This is a genomic window from Pseudomonas sp. FG13 (assembly GCF_057809755.1).
The window spans coordinates 70,337-94,733 of the sequence record NZ_JBMDKO010000016.1 but is presented as its reverse complement, the minus strand read 5'-3'; the positions used below and the strand labels follow the sequence as shown (position 1 = coordinate 94,733).

Below are 24,397 nucleotides of genomic sequence, written 5' to 3'. Positions count from 1 at the left end.
CATCGCGAGCAGGCTCGCTCCCACATGGGAGTTGGGGTGTACGCAGCCTTTGCATACACCACCAAGACCTGTGGGAGCGAGCCTGCTCGCGATGACGGCGGCAAAGATAGACAGTTGCCCCCCGCAATCAAAGATCAGAGACCACGGGAAGAGGGCGTCTCGGCCTGACTCAATGGGCCGCGCTGTACCGCCGTACCCCACTCTCCACCAACGGTATATGCGCAGCCGTACTACCCGAGGCCTGGAACAGCACCAGATGTTCAGCCAACACGCGAATACCGACATGGGCGCCGACCTGATGATCGGCATGGCTCGGAAAGATCGACTCCAGCTGCGCTCCCGTCGGCAATTGCAGGCGATACAAGGTCGAAGCCCCCAGGAAGGTCTTGCCGACGATCCTGGCCGTCAGTGGGCTGTCCGGTGCATAGACGATATCGTCCGGCCGCAACAGCACATCCACTGCGCCACCGACAGGCCAGGTGTAGGCCCGGTTGCCGCGCAGGATACCCAGCTCGGTCTGCACCGATTCCGGGCTTTCGAGCCGGCCACGGATGAAATAGCCCTGTCCGATAAAACTGGCGACGAAGGGCGTCAGTGGTTCGTGGTACAGGTTGTAGGGCGTGTCCCACTGTTCCAGTCGACCTTCCTTGAACACGCCGACGTGGTCGCTCACGGCGAAGGCTTCTTCCTGGTCATGGGTGACCAGAATGGCGCTGGTGCCGCGGGCCTTGAGAATGTCCCGCACCTCATGGCTGAGCTTGCGACGCAACTCGCCGTCGAGGTTGGAGAACGGTTCGTCGAGCAACAGCAGCTGTGGCTCCGGCGCGAGCGCTCGGGCCAGTGCCACGCGCTGTTGCTGGCCGCCGGACAGTTCGTGGGGAAAGCGTTTACCCAGGTTCTTCAGATTGACCAGCTCCAGCAGCTCTTCCACCACGCGTTCCCTGTTCGGATGCTTGCGGATGCCGAAGGCGATGTTCTGCGCGACACTCAGGTGGGGAAACAGCGCGTAGTCCTGGAACACCATGCCGATACGACGTTTTTCCGGGGCCAGGGTGAAGCCGGCGCGGGAAAGGGTTTCCCCGGCCAGTTGGATTTCACCTTCGTGCACCGGCTCGAAGCCGGCAATGGCCCGCAATGTCGTGGTCTTGCCACACCCGGACGAGCCGAGCAGGCAGCCGATGTCGCCGGCATTGAGGTGCAGGTTGAGATTCTGCACGACCCGTTGGTCCTGGTAACCGCAGGCCAGGTTGTGCAGATTCAACAGCAGGGGATGACTCATGCGTGGTGATACGCCGGCTCGACAAGGAACTCGAGCAGGGCCTTTTGTGCATGGAGACGATTCTCGGCCTGGTGCCAAGCGACCGAGCGCGGATCATCCAGCAGGTCGAAGCTGATCTCCTCGCCACGGTGAGCCGGCAGGCAATGCATGAACAGCACCTCGGCATCCGCCAGGTCGAGCAGGGCCCGGTTGACCTGCAGCGGCGCGAACAGCTCGAGGCGCTTGGCGGTTTCTTCTTCCTGGCCCATGGAAGTCCAGACGTCGGTGCTCACCAGGTGCGCACCGGCCACGGCCAGTTTCGGGTCACGGACAATGGACACCCGGTCCCCGGCCTTGGCCACCAGTTCGGCGTTGGGGTCGTAGCCCTCGGGGCAGGCGATGCGCAACTGGAAGTCGAATTGCATCGCCGCTTCTATATAGCTGTTGCACATGTTGTTGCCATCGCCGATCCAGGCCACGGTCTTGCCCTGGATCGAGCCACGGTGTTCAAGGAACGTCTGCATGTCGGCAAGCAACTGGCACGGGTGCAGGTCATCGGACAGGCCGTTGATCACCGGCACACGGGAATGGGCGGCGAATTCGGTCAGGGTGCTGTGGGCAAAGGTACGGATCATCATCACGTCGAGCATGCTCGACATGACGATGGCGCAATCAGCAATCGGCTCGCCACGGCCCAGCTGGGTATCGCGAGGCGACAGGAAGATCGCCTGGCCGCCGAGCTGGATCATGCCGGCTTCGAACGAAATACGGGTACGGGTCGATGATTTCTCGAAGATCATGCCCAGTACGCGGTTCTTCAGGGGCTCGAACAGTACGCCGCGGTTACGCAGGTCTTTGAGCTCCACGCCTCGACGGATCACGCCGAGCAACTCATCGGGCGTGAGATCCATCAGGGAGAGAAAGTGCCTTGCGCTCATGATTGACTACCTTTTTGTAACAGACCGCAGATGCTCAAAGCCTTGTTTAATAAAAAAACGGGCGAGACCTGCGGCAAAAGCCGCACGGGGGCGACGAAAATAGGGGAAGGCGCGATATTGACATTAAATGTCGCGTCTTACCAATAGGGCTACGGTTTTTGGGGATTTCAGCAGGGGCATCACCAGACTGTGATGACATGTTTGAGGCCGGTTTCCTGACAGCAGCGACCCATTTGTACACTGGCGTTGCGCGGCTTGGCAATCAGTCGGGGCGGGCCTGGCATGACGGGTGGTCGCTTTATGACCTGGCGCTCAATGATTCGCCTGTCTGTTGGTCAGTGTGAAACATTTCCTAATGCAAAAAGGGTGGGTTATAAAAGAACCCCTAGACGCAGGAGCTTCGAAATGGATTCGAAAGAGCAACAACTGATGGAGCTGCTGGGGCTGACGGCGCGCTCCCTGACTCACCTCACCGCTTCGGTGACGTCCATGTCATTCGAGTTGTTGCGCAGCGACGATGAAGTCATCAAGGCCGCCGGTCGCCGAATGATCGATCGCATGGCCACCATCAGCGGCGGGCTCGACGAGCATTGGCGGTTGATCGGGGAGCTGACGGGAGAACCTATCGCTCAGGAACAGGTGCAGACCGTCGAAGAGATCCAGCTATTGGCGCCGCCCCCCGAGCATTGATGCCAGTTCATCGGTAAGCCTGATGCCCGGCAATTCACAGGACGAACCTCGCTGGCAAAGGCGTGGATCACGCGCCATAGTTTTGTTCCCGCGGCCGAAAGCGGCCGCCACGAATAAAACAGAGACTGGCCATGACCAAGACTCTTCATCACCGTGCGTGCCATCTGTGTGAAGCCATCTGCGGCTTGACCCTGGAAACCACCGAAACCGAAGGCCAGGGCCTGGCGATCACCTCGATCAAGGGCGATCCGCTGGACAGCTTCAGTCGTGGCCACATCTGCCCCAAGGCGGTGGCCCTGCAGGATATCCAGAACGACCCGGATCGTTTGCGCCAACCCATGCAGCGGATTGGCAGCGAATGGCAGCCCATCGCCTGGGACGAAGCGTTTGCATTGGTCGCTGAACGCCTGGCAGCCATTCAGGAGCGCCATGGTCAGAACGCGGTGGCGGTCTACCAGGGCAACCCCAGCGTGCATAACTATGGACTGACGACCCACAGCAACTATTTCCTGGGGCTGTTGAAAACCCGAAGCCGTTTCTCGGCTACTTCCGTGGACCAGTTGCCCCATCACCTGACCAGCCACCTGATGTATGGCCACGGCCTGCTGCTGCCGATACCGGACATCGACCACACCGACTTCATGCTGATACTGGGCGGCAACCCGTTGGCGTCCAATGGCAGCATCATGACCGTGCCGGATGTCGAAAAGCGCCTGAAGGCGATCCAGGCCCGCGGCGGCAAAGTGGTGGTGGTCGACCCGCGTCGCAGCGAAACGGCGGCCATGGCCAGCCAGCATCTTTTCGTGCGCCCCGGTGGTGACGCCGCGCTGTTGTTTGGCCTGCTCAACACCTTGTTCAGCGAAGGCCTGACCCGTGATAGCCACTTGCCGGTGGATGGCCTTGAGGAGGTGCGCGAGGCTGTCGCAACCTTCACCGCCGAAGCGATGAGCCCGCTCTGTGCGGTGCCGGCGTCGCAGATTCGTCAGTTGGCCCGGGACTTCGCGGCCGCGCCCTCGGCGGTCTGCTATGGGCGAATGGGCGTCTCGACCCAGGCTTTCGGCACCCTGTGCCATTGGCTGATCCAGGTGATCAACCTGGTGACCGGTAACCTGGACCGGGTGGGCGGGGCGCTGTGCACCGAACCGGCGGTGGATCTGGTGGCCAGCACCTCGGGCGGGCATTTCAACCGCTGGCAAAGCCGTGTATCCGGGCGTCCCGAGTACGCCGGCGAGCTGCCGGTGTCGACCTTGGCCGAGGAAATGCTCACTGAGGGCGAAGGCCAGATCCGGGCGCTGGTCACCGTGGCTGGCAATCCGGTACTGTCCACGCCCAACGGGCGGCAACTGGAGCAGGCGCTGGACGGGCTGGAATTCATGGTCAGCGTCGATTTGTACATCAACGAGACCACCCGCTACGCCGACCTGATCCTGCCCTCGACCTCCGCCCTGGAAAATGACCATTACGACACCACGTTCAATCTGTTCGCGGTGCGCAACGTCACCCGTTTCAACCGGGCCATCCTGCCCAAGCCCGAGGGCGCCCTGCACGACTGGGAGATCTTCGTCGGCCTGGCCAAGGCCTTCGCCGCCAGGACCGGCAAGGAGCTCAAACCGACCATGCCGCCCGCGCAAATGATCGACGCCGGCTTGCGGGCGGGCGCTTACGGAGATGCTTCGCCGCACAAATTGTCCCTGGCGACACTGTTTGACCATCCCCATGGCATCGACCTGGGGGCGCTCAAGCCTAACCTGGCGCCGCGGCTGAAGACCGAAAACCGGCGGGTGCAGGCCGCCCCCGCGGTGATTCTCGCCGATATCGGGCGTTTCGCCGCGTTGCCGACACCCAAGCCGGATGAGTTGCTGATGATTGGCCGTCGGCATGTGCGCAGTAACAATTCCTGGATGCATAACTTCCATCGACTGGTGAAGGGCAAGCCGCGTCATCAATTGCTGATGCATCCGGATGACCTGGCCAGTCGTGGTCTGAGCGATGGGCAACGAGTGAAGGTCAGTTCACGGGTGGGGGTGATCGAAGTCGAAGTGCTGGGCAGCCCGGACATGATGAAAGGCGTGGTCAGCCTGCCTCACGGTTGGGGGCATGCCCGGCCGGGTGTGCAGATGAGCATTGCCAGCGAGCAGCCGGGCTCCAGCGCCAATGATCTGACCGACGAACGCCAGCTGGACGAGTTGTCCGGCAATGCGGCACTCAATGGCGTGCCAGTAACGGTGGCGGCTGCGTGAACTTGTCTGTGGAGGAGACCGAGCACCTTGCTCGGCTTTCCGTTACAATGCGCCACCGTGTCGACGACTTGAGTCGCGAAGTTTAAGCCGAGGTGCTCCATGGATATCATCGAAACGATCAAAGATCAGATTGCCAACAACACCGTCCTGCTCTACATGAAAGGCTCGCCGAATGCGCCGCAGTGCGGTTTCTCGGCCAAGGCTGCTCAGGCGGTAATGGCATGTGGCGAGAAGTTTGCCTACGTGGACATCCTGCAGAACCCGGAAATCCGTGCCAACCTGCCGAAGTACGCCAACTGGCCAACCTTCCCACAGCTGTGGGTCGCAGGTGAGTTGATCGGCGGTAGCGACATCATGACCGAGATGGCCGCTGACGGTTCGCTGCAGACCACGATCAAGAATGCTGTCGTAAAAGCGGCAGAGAGCAAGACCGAAGCCTGATCCTCATGTTCGCCACACACGCTGTGGTTGAACAGGGATCTTGTGGGAGTGAGCCTGCTCGCGATTGCGGCGGGTCAGATACAGTGATGGCGGCTGATACACCGCAATCGCGAGCAGGCTCGCTCCCACAGTAGATGTTCAGTGTCGCCTGGGTCGCCAGGCAATAAAAAGCCCCGCCTCTCGTCAGAGGGCGGGGCTTTTTAGTGGCTCGTTTTTGGCGAAGGTTATTCTTCGCCCATCTGCGATTGCAGGTAGTTCTCAAGACCGACCTTGTCGATCAGGCCCAGTTGGGTTTCCAGCCAGTCAATGTGCTCTTCCTCGGACTCGAGGATGTCTTCCAGCAGTTCACGGCTGCCGAAGTCACCAACGCTTTCGCAATGAGCGATGGCGGCTTTCAGGTCGGTGTGGCCGGTGCGTTCGATACGCAGGTCGCACTCGAGCATTTCCCGGGTGTGTTCGCCGATGTGCAGTTTGCCCAGGTCCTGGACGTTCGGCAGGCCTTCGAGGAACAGGATGCGCTTGATCAGTTTATCCGCGTGTTTCATCTCGTCGATGGACTCGTGGTACTCGTGCTTGCCCAGCTTGTTCAGGCCCCAGTCTTCGTACATGCGTGCGTGCAGGAAGTACTGGTTGATTGCGACCAGTTCATTGGCGAGGATCTTGTTGAGATGCTGGATGACTGTAACGTCGCCTTTCATGGTGAGGCCTGCCCTGTAGTAGCTGTCTATAAGGCAGAGTTTGAGCCGCGTACTTACGGGTGTCAAACCTAAGTTATTGAATAATAAATGAAAATTAATCGGAATAAGAATGTTTGTGTTCCGCGTCTTGAAGCTAAGCAATTGATTTACAGGCATAAAAAAACCGGACACTGAGTCCGGTTCTTTTGAAAGCTGGTTATTAAGCGGCGCTGAATTCCACGGGGAAGGGGATCGACGCCTGGGCCGTTTGCGCTTTGGCGAGGGTTTCACGCACCACTTCCTTGGCCAGGCAGGCGCATTTGCCACATTGGCTGGCTACGCCGGTGGCCTGGCGGACTTCGCGATAGCTGCAGCAACCTTCATAGATCGCTTCGCGGATTTGTCCGTCGGTGACGCCAGTGCAGAGGCATACATACATAAGTGAGAACCGTCGCTGGTTGTGACTCAATTGAGACGGATCTTAATGTTAACGAGAATGATTGTCAAAGTGGTTTCTGAAGTGTCTGGGCTGGAGCCGCCACGGGCTGACGAACGGTTTTTTAGTGGCACTCTGGCGATTTTTCGATAACGCCAAAAAACCGTTGAGGACAGCCCAAATGCCCGGTGTATGATGGTCGGTCCTTGCGAAGCGGGTTCGTGTCACAGGGCTGTCGCCGGAGGGTGACAGGCTGACGCGAATCTTAGTTTTTCACGTTATTACACCAGGAGATATCCAATGAGCGTACTCGTAGGCAAGCAAGCCCCTGACTTCACCGTTCCTGCCGTTCTCGGCAACGGCGAAATCGTCGACAGCTTCACCCTGTCCTCGGCCATCAAAGGCAAATACGGCCTGGTGTTCTTCTATCCGCTGGACTTCACCTTCGTCTGCCCGTCCGAACTGATCGCTCTGGACCACCGCATGGACGATTTCAAGGCTCGTAACGTTGAAGTGATTGCCGTTTCGATCGACTCCCACTTCACCCACAACGCCTGGCGCAACACGCCGATCAACGGCGGCGGCATCGGCCCGGTGAAATACACCATGGCTGCCGACATGAAGCACGAAATCGCCAAGGCCTATGACGTCGAGTCCGAAGGCGGCGTGGCTTTCCGTGGTGCATTCCTGATCGACGACAAAGGCGTGGTCCGTTCGCAGATCGTCAACGACCTGCCACTGGGCCGTAACATGGAAGAGCTGATCCGTCTGGTCGACGCCCTGCAATTCCACGAAGAGCACGGCGAAGTCTGCCCTGCCAACTGGAAAAAAGGCGACAAGGGCATGACTGCATCGCCTGAAGGCGTTGCCGCTTACCTGGGTGAGCACGGCGACAAGCTGTAAGCGAACCAGGCATAAAAAAACCGGCTCTCGATGGGCCGGTTTTTTTATGGTTTAGAACTGCACGCAGTACTTGTGGCGAGGGGATTTATCCCCGCTGGGCTGTGCAGCAGCCCTAAAAGCACTCACTCGGTGTATCAGTTCCGGTTGAGTCGTTGCCATTGGGGCTGCTGCGCAGCCCAGCGGGGATAAATCCCCTCGCCACATAAAGCCAAGCCAGGATTTGCATCAGTCGTCGAAATCCTGCCAGCCACCCATCTCCTTCCAGCGATTGACGATTCCGCAAAACAGTTCGGCCGTTTTCTCGGTGTCGTAGCGGGCCGAGTGGGCTTCACGGCCGTCGAAGTCGATGTCGGCAGCCTGACAGGCCTTGGCCAACACGGTCTGGCCGTACGCCAGGCCGGCCAGGGTGGCGGTGTCGAAGCTGGAGAAGGGATGGAACGGGTTGCGCTTCATGTCCAGGCGCGCGACGGCCGCGTTGAGGAAACCGAGGTCGAAGCTGCTGTTGTGCCCGACCAGGATCGCGCGTTTGCAGCCGTTGGCCTTCAGCGCCTTGCGCACACCGCGGAAGATGTCGGTCAGGGCTGTTTCTTCACTGACGGCCATGCGCAGTGGATGATCGAGCTTGATCCCGGTGAATTCCAGGGCCGCCGCTTCGATGTTGGCACCTTCGAAGGGTTCGACGCGAAAGAAATAGGTGTGATCGGGGAACACAAAGCCTTTTTCGTCCATGCCGATGGTGGTCGCGGCAATTTCCAGCAGCGCATCGGTGGCGGAGTTGAAACCGCCGGTCTCTACGTCGACCACGACCGGCAGGTAACCCCGGAACCGGGCAGCCATGGGGTGGCGAGTGCCGCTTGAACCGCCGTTGCCGTCCAGTTCGTCATCGAAATGCTCTTCACTCACGCGCTTTCCTCCAGCAGGCGCCAGCGCAGTTTTTCACCGGCGCGCAGCGGGATGACAGTCTGCTCGCCGAAGGGCAGGCTGGCGGGGGCGGTCCATTCGTCGCGGACCAGGGTAATACGATCGGTGTTCACCGGCAGGCCGTAGAAACGTGGGCCATGGAGGCTGGCGAAGCCTTCGAGCTTGTCCAGCGCATTGCGTTGTTCGAACGCCTCGGCGTACATCTCGATGGCGGCATAGGCGGTGTAGCAACCGGCGCAACCGCAGGCCGCTTCCTTGGCATGGCGGGCGTGGGGCGCCGAGTCCGTGCCGAGGAAAAACTTGGCGCTGCCGCTGGTGGCGGCATCGAGCAGGGCTTCCTGGTGGGTGTTGCGCTTGAGGATCGGCAGGCAATAGAAATGCGGCCGGATCCCGCCCACCAGCATGTGGTTGCGGTTGTACAGCAGGTGATGCGCTGTGATGGTTGCGCCGACGTTGGCCGGGGCCTCGTTGACGAACTGCACGGCATCGCCGGTGGTGATGTGTTCGAACACGACCTTGAGTGTCGGGAAGCGCTCCACGACGCGGCGCATGTGCTCGTCGATGAAGATCTTCTCGCGGTCGAATACGTCGACGTCGCCGCGGGTGACTTCACCGTGGATCAGCAAGGGCATGCCGACTTCGGCCATGGCCTCCAGCGCCGGGAAGATCTTGTCGATGCTGGTGACCCCGGAGTCCGAGTTCGTCGTGGCGCCGGCAGGGTACAGCTTGGCGGCATGGACGAAGCCGCTGGCCTTGGCGTCGCGGATTTCTTCGGGCTGGGTACGGTCGGTGAGGTAAAGCACCATCAGCGGTTCGAAGCGGCTGCCGGTCGGGCGTGCGGCGAGGATACGCTGGCGATAGCCGCCGGCCTCGCTGGCATTGCGCACGGGCGGAACCAGGTTGGGCATGATGATTGCGCGCCCGAAGGTGCGCGCGACATCGGCGACGGTATGGGTCAACACAGCACCATCGCGAAGATGAATATGCCAGTCGTCGGGACGCAGCAGGGTCAGGCGGTCGGACATTGGGGGGCTTCCAGGCGGGTCAAACTCTGGGGAATGCTACCGGAAAAGACCGATGCAGGCACTCGCTATCAAGTTTTGCCGCAAGTGACCGATAGCTCCTTCAGGCATGAACCGAATCCGTGCCGTGTCTCGGGGCGGCGTGATGCGCCCAGCGAGTACCGAATTTCGTACAAAAGCCAGTGGAGCCTCCCGTGCGCCAGCGTTATCTAGCCTTGCTCAGTGTGTTTGCCAGTCTTCCTGCCATGGCGCTCACTTTCCAGACCCGTCTGGAGAGCATTGAGTGGACGGTTGAAGGCGACAAGTTCGAGTGCCGGCTGAGCCAGCCGATCACCGATTTCGGCAGCGGCGAATTCGTTCGCCGGGCGGGCGAGCAGGCCACGTTCCGCCTCAAGACCTACAATCCGATGATGGGTGGCGGGTCGGCAACGTTGCTGGCGGCGGCTGCGCCGTGGCAACCGGGGCGGGGCGACATCAACCTGGGATCGGTCAGGATCGGCAGTGGCGACGTGCTGTTCAACAGCTCCCAGGTCCAGGCGGGTCGTTTGATCAGCGGGCTGATGGAGGGGCGTAGCCCGGTAGTGCGTCGCAACACCGAGGACGGGAGGGTGTCGGAAGTCCGGCTACTGCCCGTGCGCTTCAACAAGGCCTTCAGCGACTATCAAGGTTGTGTGGCGAAACTGTTGCCAAAGAATTTCGAGCAGATTAAGCAGACCCAGATCGGCTTCCCCGGCGAAGAGGTCGAGCTCGACGCACACGCCAAGGCCCAATTGCAGGTGATGCTCGACTTCATCAAGGCGGACCCGAGCGTCAATCATGTCGAGCTTGACGGTCACTCCGACAACAGCGGTAACCGTTTGACCAATCGTGAGCTGTCGCGCCGCCGGGCTCTGGCGGTCCAGGATTTCTTCAAGGCCAATGGCTTCCAGGAGTCGCAGATCACCTTGCGCTTCCATGGCGAGCGCTACCCTCTGGTACCCAACACCAACGCCGCCAACCGGGCCAAGAACCGCCGTGTGGTCGTCCAGCTGTCGCGTGTGTCCCCCACCGAAGCGCCGGTACCTCAACCTGCCCTTCAACCAGCACCCGCGCCCGCTGCGGCTCCGGCCAAGGCGCCAGCACCGACCGCCGCACCCGCCAAGGCCCCGTCGCCCGCGGCTGCGCCGGCCAAGACCTCGGCCCCGAGTCCCGTTCCGGCCACTGCGCGGACATCCTGATTCGATTTGATCGTCGCGCGGTCGACATAATCTGTCGCTTCGTCGTCATAAGCTGTCGCGCCTCTGTAAATTATCTGCGCCGGACGTTAGACTTGACGGCTTTCCGTACAACCCGTGGAGTGATGGCATGGCGGACGTAAACAAGGTCGTTCTGGCGTATTCCGGCGGCCTGGACACTTCGGTGATCCTCAAGTGGCTGCAGGACACTTATAACTGCGAAGTGGTGACCTTCACCGCTGACCTGGGGCAGGGCGAAGAAGTCGAGCCTGCACGCGCCAAGGCTCAGGCCATGGGCGTCAAAGAGATCTACATCGATGACCTGCGCGAAGAATTCGTCCGCGACTTCGTGTTCCCGATGTTCCGTGCCAACACCGTTTACGAAGGCGAGTACCTGCTTGGTACGTCCATCGCCCGTCCGCTGATCGCCAAGCGCCTGATCGAAATCGCCAACGAAACCGGCGCCGACGCCATTTCCCATGGCGCCACCGGCAAAGGCAACGACCAGGTGCGTTTCGAACTGGGCGCCTATGCCCTCAAGCCCGGCGTGAAAGTCATTGCCCCGTGGCGCGAGTGGGACCTGCTGTCCCGTGAAAAACTGATGGATTACGCCGAGAAGCATGCGATCCCGATCGAGCGTCACGGCAAGAAGAAATCCCCGTACTCGATGGATGCCAACCTGCTGCACATCTCCTATGAAGGCGGCGTGCTGGAAGACACCTGGACCGAGCACGAAGAAGACATGTGGCGCTGGACCGTTTCCCCGGAAAAGGCCCCGGATACTCCACAATACCTGGAGCTGACCTATCGCAACGGCGATATCGTCGCTCTGGACGGCGTGGAAATGAGCCCGGCCACTGTGCTGGCGACCCTGAACCGTATCGGTGGCGAACACGGCATCGGTCGTCTGGACATCGTCGAGAACCGTTATGTTGGCATGAAGTCCCGTGGTTGCTACGAAACCCCAGGCGGCACCATCATGCTGCGTGCTCACAGGGCAATCGAATCGATCACCCTGGACCGCGAAGTGGCGCACCTCAAAGACGAGTTGATGCCCAAGTATGCCAGCCTGATCTACACCGGTTACTGGTGGAGTCCTGAGCGTCTGATGCTGCAACAGATGATCGACGCCTCCCAGGTCAATGTGAACGGTGTCGTACGCCTGAAGCTGTACAAGGGCAATGTGATCGTGACCGGGCGCAAATCCGACGATTCGCTGTTCGATGCCAACATCGCGACCTTCGAAGAAGACGGTGGCGCCTACAACCAGGCCGACGCGGCCGGGTTCATCAAGCTCAATGCCTTGCGCATGCGCATCGCGGCGAACAAGGGTCGCAAGCTGTTCTGATCCTGTCGATGTGAAAACGGCCTGCCCTGAGCAGGCCGTTTTTTTTGCCTTCCCTACCTGTGCTGCGCCTCGTTGCGGCGCTTTCTGCGTAGCGCTCATCCGTCCGGCACAACGCCTGCCCGGTCGCGGTTGTACATGACGTACACGACTATCTCTGTGGGCTGCGCAGCCTGTTTTGAGCGTTTTGCTCGATCGACTTCGATCAGCCGTTCCGAAGGGTTGCACACGACCAGTATCACTCGCCGTGGATCATGCTTTCCTCGCTGAAGGCGCTCCCGCCATTTTTTTATTTTGTGGGGGCGACGGAACACACGTTTACCGCGGCATGTCGGGTCATCCATGGTCTTGACGAAGTGTTTGTTCTTGCGAAAGTCTGAAGGGGAATACAACGAGCGATAGTTGAAGTTGAGCGTGATGAAAAAAAGAAGCAGGAGATAAAAAGGAAAGCTGATCAGGAACCACAGATAATATTTACGATCCTGATCATCCAGAAACGGCAAGGAAATCGCCGCGGAGGTTTCGGATAAGGTTGCGAATATGGCGATGAGGGTCATGGGGTTTGCAATGGTTTTCAAAGGCTTGTTCATGGTGAATGCTCATGAGTGATCCAGTTCGGTTAGTTTAAGTGGCATGAACTTTAATGGTTTGTTGGGTTTGATGAGCTTGAATATATAAGATGGGGGTGTCTTGTTGTAAATGTCGTATTGAATGGTCCTGTCCTTTTATATGAATTCTGATGCGCGGGTTGGAGAAAATGACGTTTATGGGTAAATAATTCAGTTACTTTTTATGAGCTGTCGAGTCTCTATCTATATGTAAAAGGAACGCTTCTACAGGGTAAAAACCGCGCTATTCATAGGGGGGCGGGGACTGTGAAAGCGCCACCCGCTTTCTGCGGACCCATTCATGGCACATTATTTCTGCGAGAATTTGTAGGAATTTTCTGTGTTGCCTGTAGGTTGCGTCTTTCGGTGTGGGCGGCCAGGGGGCGCGGCATGCCAAGGTAGAAATGACTAGGCTATTGTGCCTGCTCTAAAAATTCGAACAGCGAAGTTGGATTTGCCCATGAATAAAGTGCTGATCGTTGATGATCATCCCGTCATTCGTCTTGCTGTACGTTTACTGATGGAGCGTCATGGTTATGAAGTTATTGCCGAAACGGATAACGGCGTCGATGCGTTACAACTTGCCCGGGAGCAAGCCCCCGATATTGTCATCCTGGATATTGGTATTCCGAAATTGGACGGGCTGGAGGTCATTGCGCGTCTGACCTCCAACCCCTCACCATTGAAAGTGCTGGTACTGACCTCTCAGGCACCCGGGCATTTTTCGATGCGATGCATGCAGACAGGCGCGGCCGGATATGTATGCAAGCAACAGGACCTCACGGAGTTGTTGAGTGCGATAAAAGCCGTACTCTCCGGCTACAGCTACTTTCCCAACCAGGCGCTGCACACGGTGCGTTCGAGTCTTGGCAATGCCAGCGAATCCGATATGGTGGATCGTTTGTCTGGAAGGGAAATGATGGTGCTGCAGCAACTGGCTCGCGGAAAAACCAACAAGGAAATTGCGGATGGAATGTTTTTGAGCAACAAGACCGTCAGTACCTACAAGACCCGTTTGTTGTTGAAGCTCAATGCCCGTTCGCTGGTCGATTTGATCGAACTGGCACAGCGTAACGGGTTGGTGTGAGGTCTCGGGCACGCGTACTCAGTAAAAAGCCTCCACATGGGAGGCTTTTACGTGTCAGAGGTCAAAGTCGTAATCGGCCAGCTGCTTCTGCAGGCGACGCTCTTCCAGCAGGTTGTCGATGGTTCGGCGTTTGCTCAGATTGGTCTTGGGCACTTCCACCACCGGTTCGGCGTCTTCGGTTTCAATGGCGATGAAATCGTCTTCTACATCCAGTTGTTCTTTGCCAGTACTCATGGGTTCGACTCCAGGCTAAGACTGCCTTTGGGGCACCTTATATCGATAAACCACGAGCGGGTAAAAAAGATTTTTTCAATCGATGTATCTATAAAAGCAATAACGCCTCAATCGTCAGAGGTCTTGTCCTTATATTCGCACAGGTCTTCGATCCGGCAACTGCCGCAGCGGGGCTTGCGGGCCAGACAGACGTAGCGCCCATGCAGGATCAGCCAGTGATGGGAGTCGAGAAGATACTCCTTGGGCACGAACTTCATCAGCTTCTTCTCCACCTCCACCACGTTCTTGCCCGGCGCCAGGCCGGTTCGGTTGCTGACGCGGAAAATGTGGGTGTCCACTGCCATGGTCAACTGGCGGAATGCGGTATTGAGCACTACGTTGGCGGTCTTGCGACCTACGCCGGGAAGGGCTTCCAGCGCCTCGCGGGTCTGGGGAACGACACTGCCATGGCGCTCGATCAGCAGACGGCAGGTTTCGATCACGTTCTTTGCCTTGCTGTTGAACAGGCCGATGGTCTTGATGTACTCGGACAGTCCCTCTACGCCCAGTGCATGGATCGCCTCCGGGGTGTTGGCCACCGGAAACAGCTTGGCCGTGGCCTTGTTGACGCCGACATCGGTGGATTGTGCCGAGAGGATCACTGCGATCAACAACTCGAACGGCGAGGAGTAGGCCAGTTCGGTTTTCGGCTCGGGGTTGTCTTCGTGAAAGCGACGAAATATTTCCAGGCGTTTTGCGGCGTTCATGGGCGCGGCGTTTCCTCGAGGGTTGATTGGGTTTTGGCAGGCATCCAAGCCTGGTAGGCCGCCAGCAGCAGGCCCAGCAGCAGGAACCCTCCGGGGGCAAGCAAGGCCAATGGGGTGCCATTGCCGATCAGTTCGCGCAGGGTGCCCAAGCCGATCATCAACAAACCGAACAGCCCCGTCAGCTTGAGATAGCCTGGCAGGCGTGGCTCGATGAAAGAACTGTCGTGTTCCAGCGCCACACAACTCAAGGCTATCCAGCCGATGTAAAGGTTCAACGACCGGTACCCTTCCAGCCACCAGGCCTGGACGGCGAGACTGGCGCAGGCGGTCAGGGTCGCGGCCAGGACGACAGAGCTCAGCAAGCGCTGATAAGCGCTCAGGCGCGGCCGCACAAGGCCCATCGCCAAGCCATGGCCGCCGCTGATCAACGTCCACGCCACCCATAGGCCCAGCGCATTGACCAATGAGTTGCTGGCGCCAACCAAAGGCACGAGCAGCAGGCCGCGGGTCAGTGACTGTTTATTCATGGGCAACGCCTCCGGTCAATGATGCCTTGTGTTCGTCGAAATAGCGCAGCGCATCGTGTACGGCCTGGAGCACTGCCCGGGAGGTCACCGTTGCGCCGGCCAGTTGATCGAATTGCCCTTGGTCCTTTTTCAAGGCCCAACCGCTGTCGCTGGGGGCCTCACGGGATTTGCCGTTGAAGCCTTGCAGCCAGGCGTTAGGCCAACCGGCAATGGCCGCGCCCAGGCCCGGTGTTTCGGTCTGGCGCAGGGTTTTCACCCCCAACAGACGGCCCGACGGGCCGATGGCGATCAGCAATTCGATGCTGCCTTCGTAGCCCAATGCCTGGCTGCGTAGCAGTACGGCGGCGGGCTGGCCGGTACGGGTCGCGAGGTAGCCACCCAGCAACGTGCTATGGGCCAGGGGTACCGGGTCCGTCAAAACCGGCTGTGCCAATGGCTGGTTGTCGTACAGGTCGGTGGGCAAGACCTCGAGCAGGGTTCTATTCGCGAGGGTCTGTTGCTGGTCCTCAATGCGCTCGGCGGTGCCGATTTGCATGAGGTAAGTGGCACCGAGGCCGAGTGCGGTCAACAGCGCCAGGAGGGCAACGCCGCCGGGATTTCTCATGGCGCTTGCCGTCCTTGCCGTGCTTCGACGAAACGCTCCAGCGCCGGCACCCCGAGGTTCATCAGCAGCACCGCAAACGCCACGCCGTCCGGGTAGCTACCCCAGATGCGGATCAGGTAGACCAGCAGCCCCACTCCGACGCCGAACAGCAGGCGAGCGAGCGGCGCCTTGGGCCCCGAAACCGGTTCGGTCACGATGAAAAACGCCCCCAGCAGGGTCGCTCCCGTCAGCAGATGAAACAGCGGTGAACCGTGGGAGTCCGAGCCGGAGCCGTTCCAGCACAACAGGCTGATGGTGAACAGGCCGGCCAGCATGCCCACCGGCGCGTGCCAGCTGAATACGCGTTGCTGCAGCAGGAACAGGCCGCCCGTCAGGAATGCCAGGTTGATCCACTCGGCCCCGCGACCGCCGAAACGTCCGAACGCCGGATTGCTGGCGAACAACTCATCGATGGTCAGGCTCTTGTTGATACGCAAGCTGTCCAGCGCTGTCGCGCCGGCCCAGGCATCGGGAGTGGGATGAACGCCAGCCACCTGTTGCAGGCCTTCAAGCAAGCCGACGCCGTGGGGCATTGGCCATTGACTCATGTGGACGGGGAACGCCACCAGCACCAGGGCGTAACCGAGCATGGCCGGGTTGAACGGATTGTTGCCGACGCCGCCCCACAGGTGCTTGCCGAACAACAAGGCGCAAGCGGCCGCGGTAACTGTCAGCCACCATGGACAATAGGCTGGCAAGGCGAGGGCCAGCAATGTGGCGCTGACCAGCGCGCTGCCGTCGTTCAGCTCGGGTTTGAGCGGTCGATGCCGCAAACGCAGCACCAGTGCTTCGACCGCCAAAGCGGTGATCCCGGACAGCAGCAGGTTGAGTACCACGCCCCAGCCATAAAACCACATCAATGCCAGCGCACCGGGTAGCGTGGCCAGCAGCACGCGCATCATCGCTTGCCGTAGGCGCTCATCCGGGGCCTCAGGAGGTGGCATGGGCGTCCACCTGGCGTTCGGCGTTTCTTACCGCCTGCTCCAACGCCTGTACGTCTGCGTCCGGGGCTGCCGCCGCCCGGGCTTTGCTGAGTTCGGCGCGCCGCATCGCCAGTTGGATCTTCGCCCGCTTCAGTTCGGCATCCTGCGCCGGTGCGGCAGTTGGTGCGGCCGGCGGTACGCTGCTTTCCAGCTGTGCCAGGGCCTGCTCCGCCGCTTCGTACTGGTGTTGCAGCACAATCAATTGCGACTGCTGCTCAAAGGTCGGTGGATGACCGAAGGCTTTCAAGGATTTGTTCAGTTGTGCCCGGCTCATGGCCAGGTCGACCTTGGCCTTTTTCAGTGCGGCATCGACGCTGGCGGCTTTTTGCGCACGTACCCGTTCCAGTGCGGCCTGCACCGGATCCATTGCCTGGGGCTGGGCTGGGGTTTTGGCGGCGTGCTGGGTACGGGCCAGGCGCTCCGCCTGACGCTGCTCTTCTTCGCGACGCAAGCGCGCATTGCGTTGTTCGAAGCGCCGCCGGGCATGGTTGCGCTTGGCGGTACGTGCTTGTTGTTCCTCGGGGCTGAAGGCCAGGCCTCCGACAACCGGCAGCACGGTCGCCATCGGCAAGGGCCGCATTTCGATACAGTCGACCGGGCAGGGGGCCACGCAGAGATCGCAGCCCGTACATTCGTCGATGAGGACGGTGTGCATCAGCTTTGCTGCGCCGACAATCGCGTCCACCGGGCAGGCCTGGATGCACTTGGTGCAGCCGATGCATTCGGCCTCGCGGATGAAGGCTATTTGCGCAGGGGCCGAGCCACGGCTGGTATCCAGTTCCAGCACCGGTATTTTCAGCAGGTCGGCCAGCGCGGCGATGGTTTCGCTTGCGCCGGGCGGGCATTTGTTGATCGGCTCGCCCTCGGCGATGCCTTCGGCGTAGGGCTTGCACCCTGGGTGACCGCACTTTCCGCATTGGGTTTGCGGTAGCAGGGCGTCGATACGTTGAATCAGGTTCATGTTTTGACCAGCCCGCGTAATCCAAGGAACGCCACCGCCATCAACCCGACGGCAATCAACTGAACAGGCAGGCCTCGAAAGGGCAGGGGAATATCGTTATTGAGGGTGCGTTGGCGCAAATCTTCGAACAGGCTCAACACCAGCCACAAGCCCAGCCCGGCACCCAGGCTCAAGGCGATGGCGTGGGCCAGCCCTCGATCGTCCTGGCTATTGAGCAGCGCGACGCCCAGTATGCCGGCGTTGCCAAGCAACAGCGGCCACAATCCCTCGAACGGCAGTGCCGGCAGCCAACGCGCCAGCAGGCGCAGCAATGGCCCGATCAGCAGGACGCTCAAGGGCAGCCAGGCGAACAGGCGTAGCGACGTCAGGTTTACCGGGACCAGCAGCCAATGGTCGATCAGGTAACCCAGGGTGCCGACCACCAGCATCAGGCATGTCGAGGCCAGGCCCAGGGCATGGACCTGCTGCCTTCCACCGGCCTTCAGCAGCGGATCGACGCCCAGCGGCGAATGCAACACCAGGTTGTTGATCAGGGCAGTGCCGAGCAATGTGAGAAGGATGTCGGACATGATGTATTAGGTGACAAAAGGACCTGTTACAAGATTAGGCATTATCCGGCAGGCCAGATATGAAAATCCCACAGCCGCTTGCAAAGCGTCTGTGGGATCGGTGCAGCGTGCAATCGTCTTACTTGATCCGCTGACCCGGCTTGGCGCCGCTGTCGGGGCTCAGCAGATAGATTTCCTCACCGCCGGGGCCTGCCGCCATCACCATGCCTTCAGAGATGCCGAAGCGCATTTTGCGAGGCTTGAGGTTGGCGATCATCATCGTCAACCGGCCTTCGAGCTTGGCCGGATCCGGGTAGGCGCTCTTGATGCCGGAGAACACGTTGCGTTGCTCGTCACCGATGTCCAGGGTCAGGCGCAGCAGTTTGTCGGCGCCCTCGACGGCCTCGGCCTTGACGATCAGTGCCACGCGCAGGTCAACGGCGGCAAATGCGTCGAACTCGATTTCCGGTGACAGTGGGTCCTTGACCAGTTCGCCGTTGCCGGTTGCAGCGCCGGTGTCGGTCTGGCTGGCGGCCAGGTCTTCCTTGGAGGCGTCGGTCATGGCTTGCACCTTGGCAGCATCGATGCGGGTCATCAGTGGCTTGAACTCGTTCAACTGATGATTGCTCAACAGGGTCTGGTGATCGTTCCAGGTCAGCGGCGCGACGTTCAGGAACGCCTCGGCATCGGCGGCCAGCAGCGGCAGCACCGGCTTGAGGAAAATCACCAGTTGGCGGAACAGGTTGACGCCCAGTGCACAGATCGCCTGGACCTCGTCCTGCTTGCCTTCCTGTTTGTTCAGCGACCACGGTGCCTTGTCGGCGATCCAGGCATTGGCACGGTCGGCCAGGGCCATGATCTCGCGCATGGCGCGGGCAAAGTCGCGGGCCTCGTAGGCTTCGGCGATGCTTGGCGCTGCGGCCAGGAACGCGTCCGTCAGCTCCGGTGCGGCGTTACCCGCCACCAGCACACCGGCGTTGCCCTTGTGGATAAAACCGGCGCAACGGCTGGCGATGTTGACGACCTTGCCCACCAGGTCGGAGTTGACCTTCTGGACGAAGTCCTCGAGGTTCAGGTCCAGGTCGTCGACGCCACGGCCAAGCTTGGCCGCGTAGTAGTAGCGCAGGTATTCCGGCGACAGGTGGTCCAGGTAGGTGCGGGCCTTGATGAACGTGCCGCGGGACTTGGACATTTTCTGACCATTGACGGTCAGGTAGCCGTGGACATTGATGCCGGTCGGCTTGCGGAAACCGGCGCCTTCGAGCATCGCGGGCCAGAACAGGGCGTGAAAGTTGACGATGTCCTTGCCGATGAAATGATACAGCTCGGCGGTGGAGTCCTTGCCCCAGAACGCGTCGAAGTCCAGCTCCGGCGTGCGGTTGCAGAGGTTCTTGAAGCTGGCCATGTAGCCGATGGGGGCGTCCAGCCAGACGTAGAAGTACTTGCCCGGCTCGTCGGGGATCTCAAAGCCGAAGTACGGCGCATCACGGGAGATGTCCCACTGCTGCAGGCCGGCGTCGAGCCATTCGGCGATCTTGTTGGCGACCGCGTCCTGCAGGGTGCCGCTGCGGGTCCAGCCCTGCAGCATCTGCTGGAAGTCCGGCAGCTTGAAGAAGAAATGCTGGGAGTCCTTGAGCACCGGCGTCGCACCGGAAATCGCCGATTTCGGATCTTTCAGGTCGGTCGGCGCGTAGGTCGCGCCGCATTTTTCGCAGTTGTCGCCGTACTGGTCCTCGGTGCCGCATTTCGGACAGGTACCCTTGATGAAGCGGTCGGCCAGGAACATTTTCTTTTCCGGGTCGAAATACTGGGTGATCGAACGGGTTGCGATGTGCCCGGCGTCACGCAGTTTCAGGTAGATCTGGCTCGACAGCTCACGGTTTTCTTCGGCGTGAGTGGAGTGGAAATTGTCGAAGTCCACCAGGAACTCGGCAAAGTCGGCGCTGTGTTCAGCCTGGACATTGGCGATCAGTTGTTCCGGGGTGATGCCTTCCTTTTCCGCGCGCAACATGATGGCCGAACCGTGGGCGTCGTCGGCGCAGACATAAATGCATTGGTTGCCGCGATGTTTCTGGAAGCGCACCCACATATCGGTCTGGATGTACTCCAGCATATGGCCGAGGTGAATCGAACCATTGGCATAGGGCAGGGCGCTGGTGACGAGAATCTTGCGTGGCTCGGACATGGGGCTCGGCTACTTAGATGAAACGGAGGTCGGCCACTATAAAGCGCCGGCGGCTTTTTTTCACCCTTCGGGCCGGTTTCGGGGCTGCGGAAAATATTGCGTCATGCGCGAACTATGAGCACAAAAGTATTCACATATCGGTAATCGGGTCTAGGATAGCGACCTGTTTTTCAAGTCCTGCTATCGGAGTTGCCCATGAGCGCCGTCAATCGCGCAACGGTGGAAGCCGTCCTTCGCCAATACACCGACCCCTACCTGAACCAGGATCCGGTCAGCGCTGGATGTGTACGCGCCATCGACATCCAGGGTGAGCATGTCAGTGTCCAGCTGGAAATCGGCTACGCCGCCGATCTGTTCAAGAGCGGTTGGGCGCAGATGCTGCAGATGGCAATCGAGGCCCTGGACGGTGTGACCACCGCCAAGGTCGATGTCACCAGCGTGATCGTCCCCCACAAGGCCCAGGCGCAGGTGCCGGGTTTGGCGAACGTCAAGAACGTGATCGCCGTGGCCTCGGGCAAAGGCGGTGTGGGCAAGTCCACCACCGCAGCCAACCTGGCCCTGGCCCTGGCCCGTGAAGGGGCGAAGGTCGGGATGCTCGATGCGGACATCTACGGTCCGAGCCAGGGCATCATGTTCGGCATTGCCGAAGGCACCCGGCCGCAGGTCAAGGACCAGAAGTGGTTCGTGCCGATCCAGTCCCATGGCGTGGAGGTCATGTCCATGGCCTTCCTCACCGACGACAACACGCCGATGGTCTGGCGCGGGCCGATGGTGTCCGGTGCCTTGCTGCAACTGGTGACGCAGACCGCCTGGGGCGACCTGGATTACCTGGTGATCGACATGCCGCCGGGCACCGGCGATATCCAGCTGACCCTGGCGCAGAAAGTCCCGGTGGCCGGCGCGGTCATTGTCACCACGCCCCAGGACCTGGCCCTGCTGGATGCCCGCAAGGGGGTGGAGATGTTCCGCAAGGTGAACATCCCGGTGCTGGGCGTGGTGGAAAACATGGCGGTGCACATCTGTTCGAACTGCGGGCACGCTGAACATCTGTTCGGCGAAGGCGGCGGCGAAAAACTGGCCACCCAGTACGGCGTCGAATTGCTGGCTTCGCTGCCACTGTCGATGCTGATCCGCGAGCAGGCCGACGATGGCAAGCCGACGGTGATCGCCGAGCCGGACAGCCAGATCGCCATGGTCTACCAGGAACTGGCCCGTCATGTGGGCGCGCGGATCGTGTTGCAGGAAGCGGCTGCACCGGCGATGCCGAATATTACTGTCAGCGACGACTGACAGGTCGGAGGCAAATCCTGTGGGAGCGAGCCTGCTCGCGATAGCGGAATTACATTCAACCTTGCGTTGACTGACACTCCGCCATCGCGAGCAGGCTCGCTCCCACACTGGTTTTTGCGGCGGTTTTACATCCGCAACCCGCCATCCATCTCCAGGATCCGCCCGGTGTAATAGTCGTTCTCGAAGATATAGGCTGCTGAATGAGCGATCTCTTCGGGCCGGCCCATGCGCTTGAGTGGAATCCCGGAGGTCATTTTCTCCAGGGCCTCAGGCTTCATGCCCAGGGTCATCTCGGTTTCGATGAAGCCCGGTGCGATGCCGGCGACACGAATGCCGTAGCGCGCCAGTTCCTTGGCCCAGGTCACGGTGGCGGCTGCCACACCGGCCTTGGCGGCCGAGTAGTTGGTCTGGCCGATGTTGCCGGCCCGGGAGATCGACGAGATATTGATGATGGTGCCGCTGTTCTTCAGCTCGACCATTTTCGCCGCCACTTCACGGGTGCAGAGGAACACACCGGTGAGGTTGACGTCGATCACGGCCTGCCACTGGGCCAGGCTCATCTTGGTCATTTCGCCGTCCTTGACCTTGAGCAACAGGCCGTCGCGCAGGATCCCGGCATTGTTGATCAACCCGTGGATCGCGCCGAAATCCTCGGCAACCCGGGCGACCATGTCGCTCACCTGTTCTTCATTGGCGACGTTGCACAGGTATGCCCGGGCTTCGACGCCCTTGGCCACGCAGGCGGCAACGGCCTGGTCGAGTTTCTCCTGGTTGAGGTCCACCAGGGCGAGCTTCGCGCCTTTGTCGGCAAAATACTCGGCCATGGAGCGGCCCAGACCCTGGCAACCGCCGGTGATAATGATTACTTTGTCAGTGAGTTGCATGCGTATATCCAGGTGTCGGAGCGTTTTTAGACGAATTTTATCAAGGGAGTCATAAATTGAGCGTTGATGCTGCCAAGCATGCCCGAGAATTGCTGCTCAAGGAATACCGTGGAATGCTCTCCACCCATTCCAAATCCATGCCTGGATTTCCGTTCGGCTCCGTGGTGCCGTATTGCCTGGACGAGCAGGGCCGGCCGTTGATCCTGATCAGCCGCATCGCCCAGCACACCCACAACCTGCAGAAAGATCCCAAGTGTTCCATGCTGGTGGGCGAACGGGGCGCCGAAGACGTACAGGCCGTGGGGCGCCTGACCTACCTGGCCGAGGCACGGAAACTTGAAGACTGCGCCGCCATCGACGCTGCCGCCGAGCGTTACTACCGCTACTTCCCTGAGTCGCAGAACTACCACAAGGCCCACGATTTCGATTTCTGGGTGCTCGATCCGGTGCGCCATCGCTACATCGGCGGTTTTGGCGCCATCCACTGGGTCGACCGGATCACCTTGGCCAACCCCTTTGCCGGCAAAGCCGAGGCGAGCATGATCGAGCACATGAATGCGGATCACGCCAAGGCCATCGCCCATTACGTCGATCTGGCCGGCCTGCCCAGGACCGAAGCGGCGCAACTGGTGGGCATCGACAGCGAAGGCATGCATCTGCGCATTGGTCAGGGGCTGCATTGGTTGGCATTTCCAGCACCCTGCAATACGCCGACACAAGTTCGCGAAGCCTTGGTTTATCTGGCCCACGCCGAAGAATGGCCGAAAAATGCAGAGGCCGACGCTTGAATTCACGAAAGGCCGACGTCATTTAGGTTTTCATAGCTAGTGGCCTGTGTGGCTAATTCGTGCACTCAACTTCGGCGCCAGGGTTTGTCAGCCTGCGTTGCCATTCCTCGCCGTAGCGGGGCTACGACTCGTCATGGCGCCTTGCCTGGCAAGCCCTGACACTCGAATTTGAGTACTCGAATTAACGTACAGGCCACTAGGCATTCTTGCGTTGAGGAAACCATTTGATGCGCCCTTTTTTATTGCTCTTTCTGCTGTTCCCGGTGTTGGAGCTGTTCGTATTCGTCAAGGTCAGCGGTGCGATCGGGTTTTTCCCGGCCCTGCTGCTGGTCATTCTCGGCTCGATGCTCGGCGTGTTCGTGTTGCGCATCGCCGGCCTCGCTACGGCCTTGCGTGCCCGTGAAAGCCTGAGCCGCGGCGAGCTGCCTGCCCAGACCATGCTCGAAGGCCTGATGCTGGCCCTGGGCGGCGGTCTGTTGATCCTGCCTGGCTTCATCAGCGACGTGGTGGGCCTGATCATGTTGTTGCCTTTCACCCGTCGGTTGCTGGCCAACAAGATGCGCCAGCGAGCCGAGGAACAGGCGATGCGCCAGCGGGCGTTTGCCGACGACCTGCAGCCCCGTGGTGGCCCGGCGCCGCGAGAACCCCTGGGCCGCGAGCCCAATGTGATCGAAGGCGAATTCGAGCACCGCGACTCCAAATAAAACCCACCACACGGCACCTTCGGGTGCCGTGTTCGTTTGTGCGATGAAGAAATTTTTTTCGGTCCGGCCCTTGTAATCCCCTTGTACGCCCTTATGTATCGGTCACCGCAAGGTTTCCGGTGGC

26 protein-coding genes are annotated in these 24,397 nt (G+C 60.2%); 10 read left to right on the top strand and 16 right to left on the bottom strand.

What is annotated here, in order from left to right; translation table 11 throughout:
* Nucleotides 1-169: 169 nt before the first annotated feature.
* Nucleotides 170-1,279, bottom strand: coding sequence for an ABC transporter ATP-binding protein (locus tag ACODTO_RS15245; RefSeq protein WP_139647728.1), 1,110 nt, complete (start codon nucleotides 1,277-1,279; stop codon nucleotides 170-172).
* Nucleotides 1,276-2,196, bottom strand: coding sequence for an ornithine carbamoyltransferase (gene argF / locus ACODTO_RS15240; protein ID WP_139647731.1), 921 nt, complete (start codon nucleotides 2,194-2,196; stop codon nucleotides 1,276-1,278). The genes ACODTO_RS15245 and argF overlap by 4 nt, the downstream gene beginning before the upstream one ends.
* 405 nt (nucleotides 2,197-2,601) lie before the next feature.
* On the opposite strand from argF, the gene ACODTO_RS15235 reads away from it, so the two are divergent.
* The 3 genes from ACODTO_RS15235 (at nucleotide 2,602) to grxD (ending at nucleotide 5,567) form a co-directional block, all read left to right on the top strand.
* Entirely contained in the window at nucleotides 2,602-2,886 is a 285-nt protein-coding gene (locus tag ACODTO_RS15235) for a hypothetical protein (RefSeq protein ID WP_139647733.1), read from the top strand.
* 131 nt (nucleotides 2,887-3,017) lie between these two features.
* Nucleotides 3,018-5,126 carry a molybdopterin oxidoreductase family protein gene (locus ACODTO_RS15230; protein ID WP_489106672.1) on the top strand — a complete coding sequence of 703 codons (2,109 nt, stop codon included), beginning with the start codon at nucleotides 3,018-3,020 and terminating at the stop codon, nucleotides 5,124-5,126.
* Nucleotides 5,127-5,225: 99 nt separating this feature from the next.
* Nucleotides 5,226-5,567: a Grx4 family monothiol glutaredoxin gene (gene grxD, locus ACODTO_RS15225; RefSeq protein WP_139647737.1), complete on the top strand. Its 342-nt coding sequence runs from the start codon at nucleotides 5,226-5,228 to the stop codon at nucleotides 5,565-5,567.
* Nucleotides 5,568-5,791: 224 nt separating this feature from the next.
* Here the strand turns inward: grxD and bfr are convergent, their stop codons facing one another.
* Together bfr and ACODTO_RS15215 are read right to left on the bottom strand one after the other, a co-directional pair.
* Nucleotides 5,792-6,265 (bottom strand): bacterioferritin, encoded by a 474-nt coding sequence (bfr, locus tag ACODTO_RS15220; protein ID WP_024779505.1) that lies wholly within the window; start codon nucleotides 6,263-6,265, stop codon nucleotides 5,792-5,794.
* A gap of 199 nt (nucleotides 6,266-6,464) precedes the next feature.
* On the bottom strand, nucleotides 6,465-6,683 hold the full coding sequence (locus ACODTO_RS15215) for a bacterioferritin-associated ferredoxin (RefSeq protein WP_024779506.1): 219 nt from the start codon (nucleotides 6,681-6,683) through the stop codon (nucleotides 6,465-6,467).
* A 297-nt stretch (nucleotides 6,684-6,980) separates the two neighbouring features.
* On the opposite strand from ACODTO_RS15215, the gene ACODTO_RS15210 reads away from it, so the two are divergent.
* On the top strand, nucleotides 6,981-7,583 hold the full coding sequence (locus ACODTO_RS15210; protein WP_072395029.1) for a peroxiredoxin: 603 nt from the start codon (nucleotides 6,981-6,983) through the stop codon (nucleotides 7,581-7,583).
* Nucleotides 7,584-7,808: 225 nt separating this feature from the next.
* Here the strand turns inward: ACODTO_RS15210 and rnt are convergent, their stop codons facing one another.
* The gene (gene rnt / locus ACODTO_RS15205) at nucleotides 7,809-8,486 is read right to left on the bottom strand and encodes a ribonuclease T (protein WP_041020238.1); all 678 of its coding nucleotides are present in this window, start codon (nucleotides 8,484-8,486) and stop codon (nucleotides 7,809-7,811) included.
* Nucleotides 8,483-9,529 carry a dihydroorotase gene (gene pyrC / locus ACODTO_RS15200; RefSeq protein WP_489106671.1) on the bottom strand — a complete coding sequence of 349 codons (1,047 nt, stop codon included), beginning with the start codon at nucleotides 9,527-9,529 and terminating at the stop codon, nucleotides 8,483-8,485. Before pyrC ends, rnt begins: the two co-directional genes overlap by 4 nt.
* Before the next feature lie 191 nt (nucleotides 9,530-9,720).
* Between pyrC and ACODTO_RS15195 the strand changes: the two genes are divergently transcribed.
* Nucleotides 9,721-10,743, top strand: a complete 1,023-nt coding sequence (locus ACODTO_RS15195) for a flagellar protein MotY (protein WP_175363296.1) — start codon at nucleotides 9,721-9,723, stop codon at nucleotides 10,741-10,743.
* 127 nt (nucleotides 10,744-10,870) lie between these two features.
* Nucleotides 10,871-12,088 carry an argininosuccinate synthase gene (locus ACODTO_RS15190; protein ID WP_024779511.1) on the top strand — a complete coding sequence of 406 codons (1,218 nt, stop codon included), beginning with the start codon at nucleotides 10,871-10,873 and terminating at the stop codon, nucleotides 12,086-12,088.
* A gap of 95 nt (nucleotides 12,089-12,183) precedes the next feature.
* Here ACODTO_RS15190 and ACODTO_RS15185 read toward each other — a convergent pair whose 3' ends face one another.
* Nucleotides 12,184-12,675 (bottom strand): hypothetical protein, encoded by a 492-nt coding sequence (locus ACODTO_RS15185; RefSeq protein ID WP_489106670.1) that lies wholly within the window; start codon nucleotides 12,673-12,675, stop codon nucleotides 12,184-12,186.
* A 478-nt stretch (nucleotides 12,676-13,153) separates the two neighbouring features.
* Here ACODTO_RS15185 and ACODTO_RS15180 point away from each other — a divergent pair, with 478 nt between their 5' ends.
* The gene (locus tag ACODTO_RS15180) at nucleotides 13,154-13,780 is read left to right on the top strand and encodes a response regulator transcription factor (protein ID WP_041020234.1); all 627 of its coding nucleotides are present in this window, start codon (nucleotides 13,154-13,156) and stop codon (nucleotides 13,778-13,780) included.
* A gap of 54 nt (nucleotides 13,781-13,834) precedes the next feature.
* Here ACODTO_RS15180 and ACODTO_RS15175 read toward each other — a convergent pair whose 3' ends face one another.
* The 8 genes from ACODTO_RS15175 to metG form a co-directional block, all read right to left on the bottom strand.
* Complete coding sequence (locus tag ACODTO_RS15175) at nucleotides 13,835-14,014, bottom strand: PA3496 family putative envelope integrity protein (RefSeq protein ID WP_139647744.1); 180 nt, start codon at nucleotides 14,012-14,014, stop codon at nucleotides 13,835-13,837.
* Nucleotides 14,015-14,121: 107 nt separating this feature from the next.
* Nucleotides 14,122-14,760, bottom strand: a complete 639-nt coding sequence (gene nth / locus ACODTO_RS15170) for an endonuclease III (RefSeq protein WP_144924786.1) — start codon at nucleotides 14,758-14,760, stop codon at nucleotides 14,122-14,124.
* A complete protein-coding gene (locus tag ACODTO_RS15165; protein ID WP_489106669.1) occupies nucleotides 14,757-15,287 on the bottom strand; it encodes an Rnf-Nqr domain containing protein in 531 nt (176 codons plus the stop codon). The genes nth and ACODTO_RS15165 overlap by 4 nt, the downstream gene beginning before the upstream one ends.
* The gene (locus ACODTO_RS15160; RefSeq protein WP_139647750.1) at nucleotides 15,280-15,891 is read right to left on the bottom strand and encodes an RnfABCDGE type electron transport complex subunit G; all 612 of its coding nucleotides are present in this window, start codon (nucleotides 15,889-15,891) and stop codon (nucleotides 15,280-15,282) included. Before ACODTO_RS15160 ends, ACODTO_RS15165 begins: the two co-directional genes overlap by 8 nt.
* A complete protein-coding gene (locus tag ACODTO_RS15155; RefSeq protein WP_489106668.1) occupies nucleotides 15,888-16,874 on the bottom strand; it encodes an RnfABCDGE type electron transport complex subunit D in 987 nt (328 codons plus the stop codon). The genes ACODTO_RS15160 and ACODTO_RS15155 overlap by 4 nt, the downstream gene beginning before the upstream one ends.
* Nucleotides 16,861-17,874 carry an electron transport complex subunit RsxB gene (gene rsxB / locus ACODTO_RS15150; protein WP_139647755.1) on the bottom strand — a complete coding sequence of 338 codons (1,014 nt, stop codon included), beginning with the start codon at nucleotides 17,872-17,874 and terminating at the stop codon, nucleotides 16,861-16,863. The genes ACODTO_RS15155 and rsxB overlap by 14 nt, the downstream gene beginning before the upstream one ends.
* Nucleotides 17,871-18,443 carry an Rnf-Nqr domain containing protein gene (locus ACODTO_RS15145; RefSeq protein WP_175363301.1) on the bottom strand — a complete coding sequence of 191 codons (573 nt, stop codon included), beginning with the start codon at nucleotides 18,441-18,443 and terminating at the stop codon, nucleotides 17,871-17,873. Before ACODTO_RS15145 ends, rsxB begins: the two co-directional genes overlap by 4 nt.
* A 118-nt stretch (nucleotides 18,444-18,561) precedes the next feature.
* The gene (metG, locus tag ACODTO_RS15140) at nucleotides 18,562-20,607 is read right to left on the bottom strand and encodes a methionine--tRNA ligase (protein ID WP_139647759.1); all 2,046 of its coding nucleotides are present in this window, start codon (nucleotides 20,605-20,607) and stop codon (nucleotides 18,562-18,564) included.
* Between the two features lie 195 nt (nucleotides 20,608-20,802).
* Here metG and apbC point away from each other — a divergent pair, with 195 nt between their 5' ends.
* Nucleotides 20,803-21,897 (top strand): iron-sulfur cluster carrier protein ApbC, encoded by a 1,095-nt coding sequence (apbC, locus tag ACODTO_RS15135; protein WP_139647761.1) that lies wholly within the window; start codon nucleotides 20,803-20,805, stop codon nucleotides 21,895-21,897.
* Nucleotides 21,898-22,022: 125 nt separating this feature from the next.
* On the opposite strand, the gene ACODTO_RS15130 is transcribed toward apbC, so the two are convergent.
* Nucleotides 22,023-22,781 carry an SDR family oxidoreductase gene (locus ACODTO_RS15130; RefSeq protein ID WP_139647763.1) on the bottom strand — a complete coding sequence of 253 codons (759 nt, stop codon included), beginning with the start codon at nucleotides 22,779-22,781 and terminating at the stop codon, nucleotides 22,023-22,025.
* Between the two features lie 56 nt (nucleotides 22,782-22,837).
* Here ACODTO_RS15130 and ACODTO_RS15125 point away from each other — a divergent pair, with 56 nt between their 5' ends.
* Entirely contained in the window at nucleotides 22,838-23,569 is a 732-nt protein-coding gene (locus ACODTO_RS15125) for a HugZ family pyridoxamine 5'-phosphate oxidase (RefSeq protein ID WP_489106667.1), read from the top strand.
* Nucleotides 23,570-23,796: 227 nt separating this feature from the next.
* Entirely contained in the window at nucleotides 23,797-24,273 is a 477-nt protein-coding gene (locus tag ACODTO_RS15120) for an FxsA family protein (RefSeq protein ID WP_047701142.1), read from the top strand.
* The last annotated feature ends 124 nt before the right edge of the window (nucleotides 24,274-24,397 follow it).

Excerpts from the sequence above, each read along its gene's own strand:
- ACODTO_RS15245 (WP_139647728.1), bottom strand. The coding sequence starts at position 1,279 with ATGAGTCATCCCCTGCTGTTGAATCTGCACAACCTGGCCTGCGGTTAC.
- argF (WP_139647731.1), bottom strand. The coding sequence starts at position 2,196 with ATGAGCGCAAGGCACTTTCTCTCCCTGATGGATCTCACGCCCGATGAG.
- ACODTO_RS15235 (WP_139647733.1), top strand. The coding sequence starts at position 2,602 with ATGGATTCGAAAGAGCAACAACTGATGGAGCTGCTGGGGCTGACGGCG.
- ACODTO_RS15230 (WP_489106672.1), top strand. The coding sequence starts at position 3,018 with ATGACCAAGACTCTTCATCACCGTGCGTGCCATCTGTGTGAAGCCATC.
- grxD (WP_139647737.1), top strand. The coding sequence starts at position 5,226 with ATGGATATCATCGAAACGATCAAAGATCAGATTGCCAACAACACCGTC.
- bfr (WP_024779505.1), bottom strand. The coding sequence starts at position 6,265 with ATGAAAGGCGACGTTACAGTCATCCAGCATCTCAACAAGATCCTCGCC.
- ACODTO_RS15215 (WP_024779506.1), bottom strand. The coding sequence starts at position 6,683 with ATGTATGTATGCCTCTGCACTGGCGTCACCGACGGACAAATCCGCGAA.
- ACODTO_RS15210 (WP_072395029.1), top strand. The coding sequence starts at position 6,981 with ATGAGCGTACTCGTAGGCAAGCAAGCCCCTGACTTCACCGTTCCTGCC.
- pyrC (WP_489106671.1), bottom strand. The coding sequence starts at position 9,529 with ATGTCCGACCGCCTGACCCTGCTGCGTCCCGACGACTGGCATATTCAT.
- ACODTO_RS15190 (WP_024779511.1), top strand. The coding sequence starts at position 10,871 with ATGGCGGACGTAAACAAGGTCGTTCTGGCGTATTCCGGCGGCCTGGAC.
- ACODTO_RS15185 (WP_489106670.1), bottom strand. The coding sequence starts at position 12,675 with ATGAACAAGCCTTTGAAAACCATTGCAAACCCCATGACCCTCATCGCC.
- ACODTO_RS15180 (WP_041020234.1), top strand. The coding sequence starts at position 13,154 with ATGAATAAAGTGCTGATCGTTGATGATCATCCCGTCATTCGTCTTGCT.
- ACODTO_RS15175 (WP_139647744.1), bottom strand. The coding sequence starts at position 14,014 with ATGAGTACTGGCAAAGAACAACTGGATGTAGAAGACGATTTCATCGCC.
- nth (WP_144924786.1), bottom strand. The coding sequence starts at position 14,760 with ATGAACGCCGCAAAACGCCTGGAAATATTTCGTCGCTTTCACGAAGAC.
- ACODTO_RS15165 (WP_489106669.1), bottom strand. The coding sequence starts at position 15,287 with ATGAATAAACAGTCACTGACCCGCGGCCTGCTGCTCGTGCCTTTGGTT.
- ACODTO_RS15160 (WP_139647750.1), bottom strand. The coding sequence starts at position 15,891 with ATGAGAAATCCCGGCGGCGTTGCCCTCCTGGCGCTGTTGACCGCACTC.
- ACODTO_RS15155 (WP_489106668.1), bottom strand. The coding sequence starts at position 16,874 with ATGCCACCTCCTGAGGCCCCGGATGAGCGCCTACGGCAAGCGATGATG.
- rsxB (WP_139647755.1), bottom strand. The coding sequence starts at position 17,874 with ATGAACCTGATTCAACGTATCGACGCCCTGCTACCGCAAACCCAATGC.
- ACODTO_RS15145 (WP_175363301.1), bottom strand. The coding sequence starts at position 18,443 with ATGTCCGACATCCTTCTCACATTGCTCGGCACTGCCCTGATCAACAAC.
- metG (WP_139647759.1), bottom strand. The coding sequence starts at position 20,607 with ATGTCCGAGCCACGCAAGATTCTCGTCACCAGCGCCCTGCCCTATGCC.
- apbC (WP_139647761.1), top strand. The coding sequence starts at position 20,803 with ATGAGCGCCGTCAATCGCGCAACGGTGGAAGCCGTCCTTCGCCAATAC.
- ACODTO_RS15130 (WP_139647763.1), bottom strand. The coding sequence starts at position 22,781 with ATGCAACTCACTGACAAAGTAATCATTATCACCGGCGGTTGCCAGGGT.
- ACODTO_RS15120 (WP_047701142.1), top strand. The coding sequence starts at position 23,797 with ATGCGCCCTTTTTTATTGCTCTTTCTGCTGTTCCCGGTGTTGGAGCTG.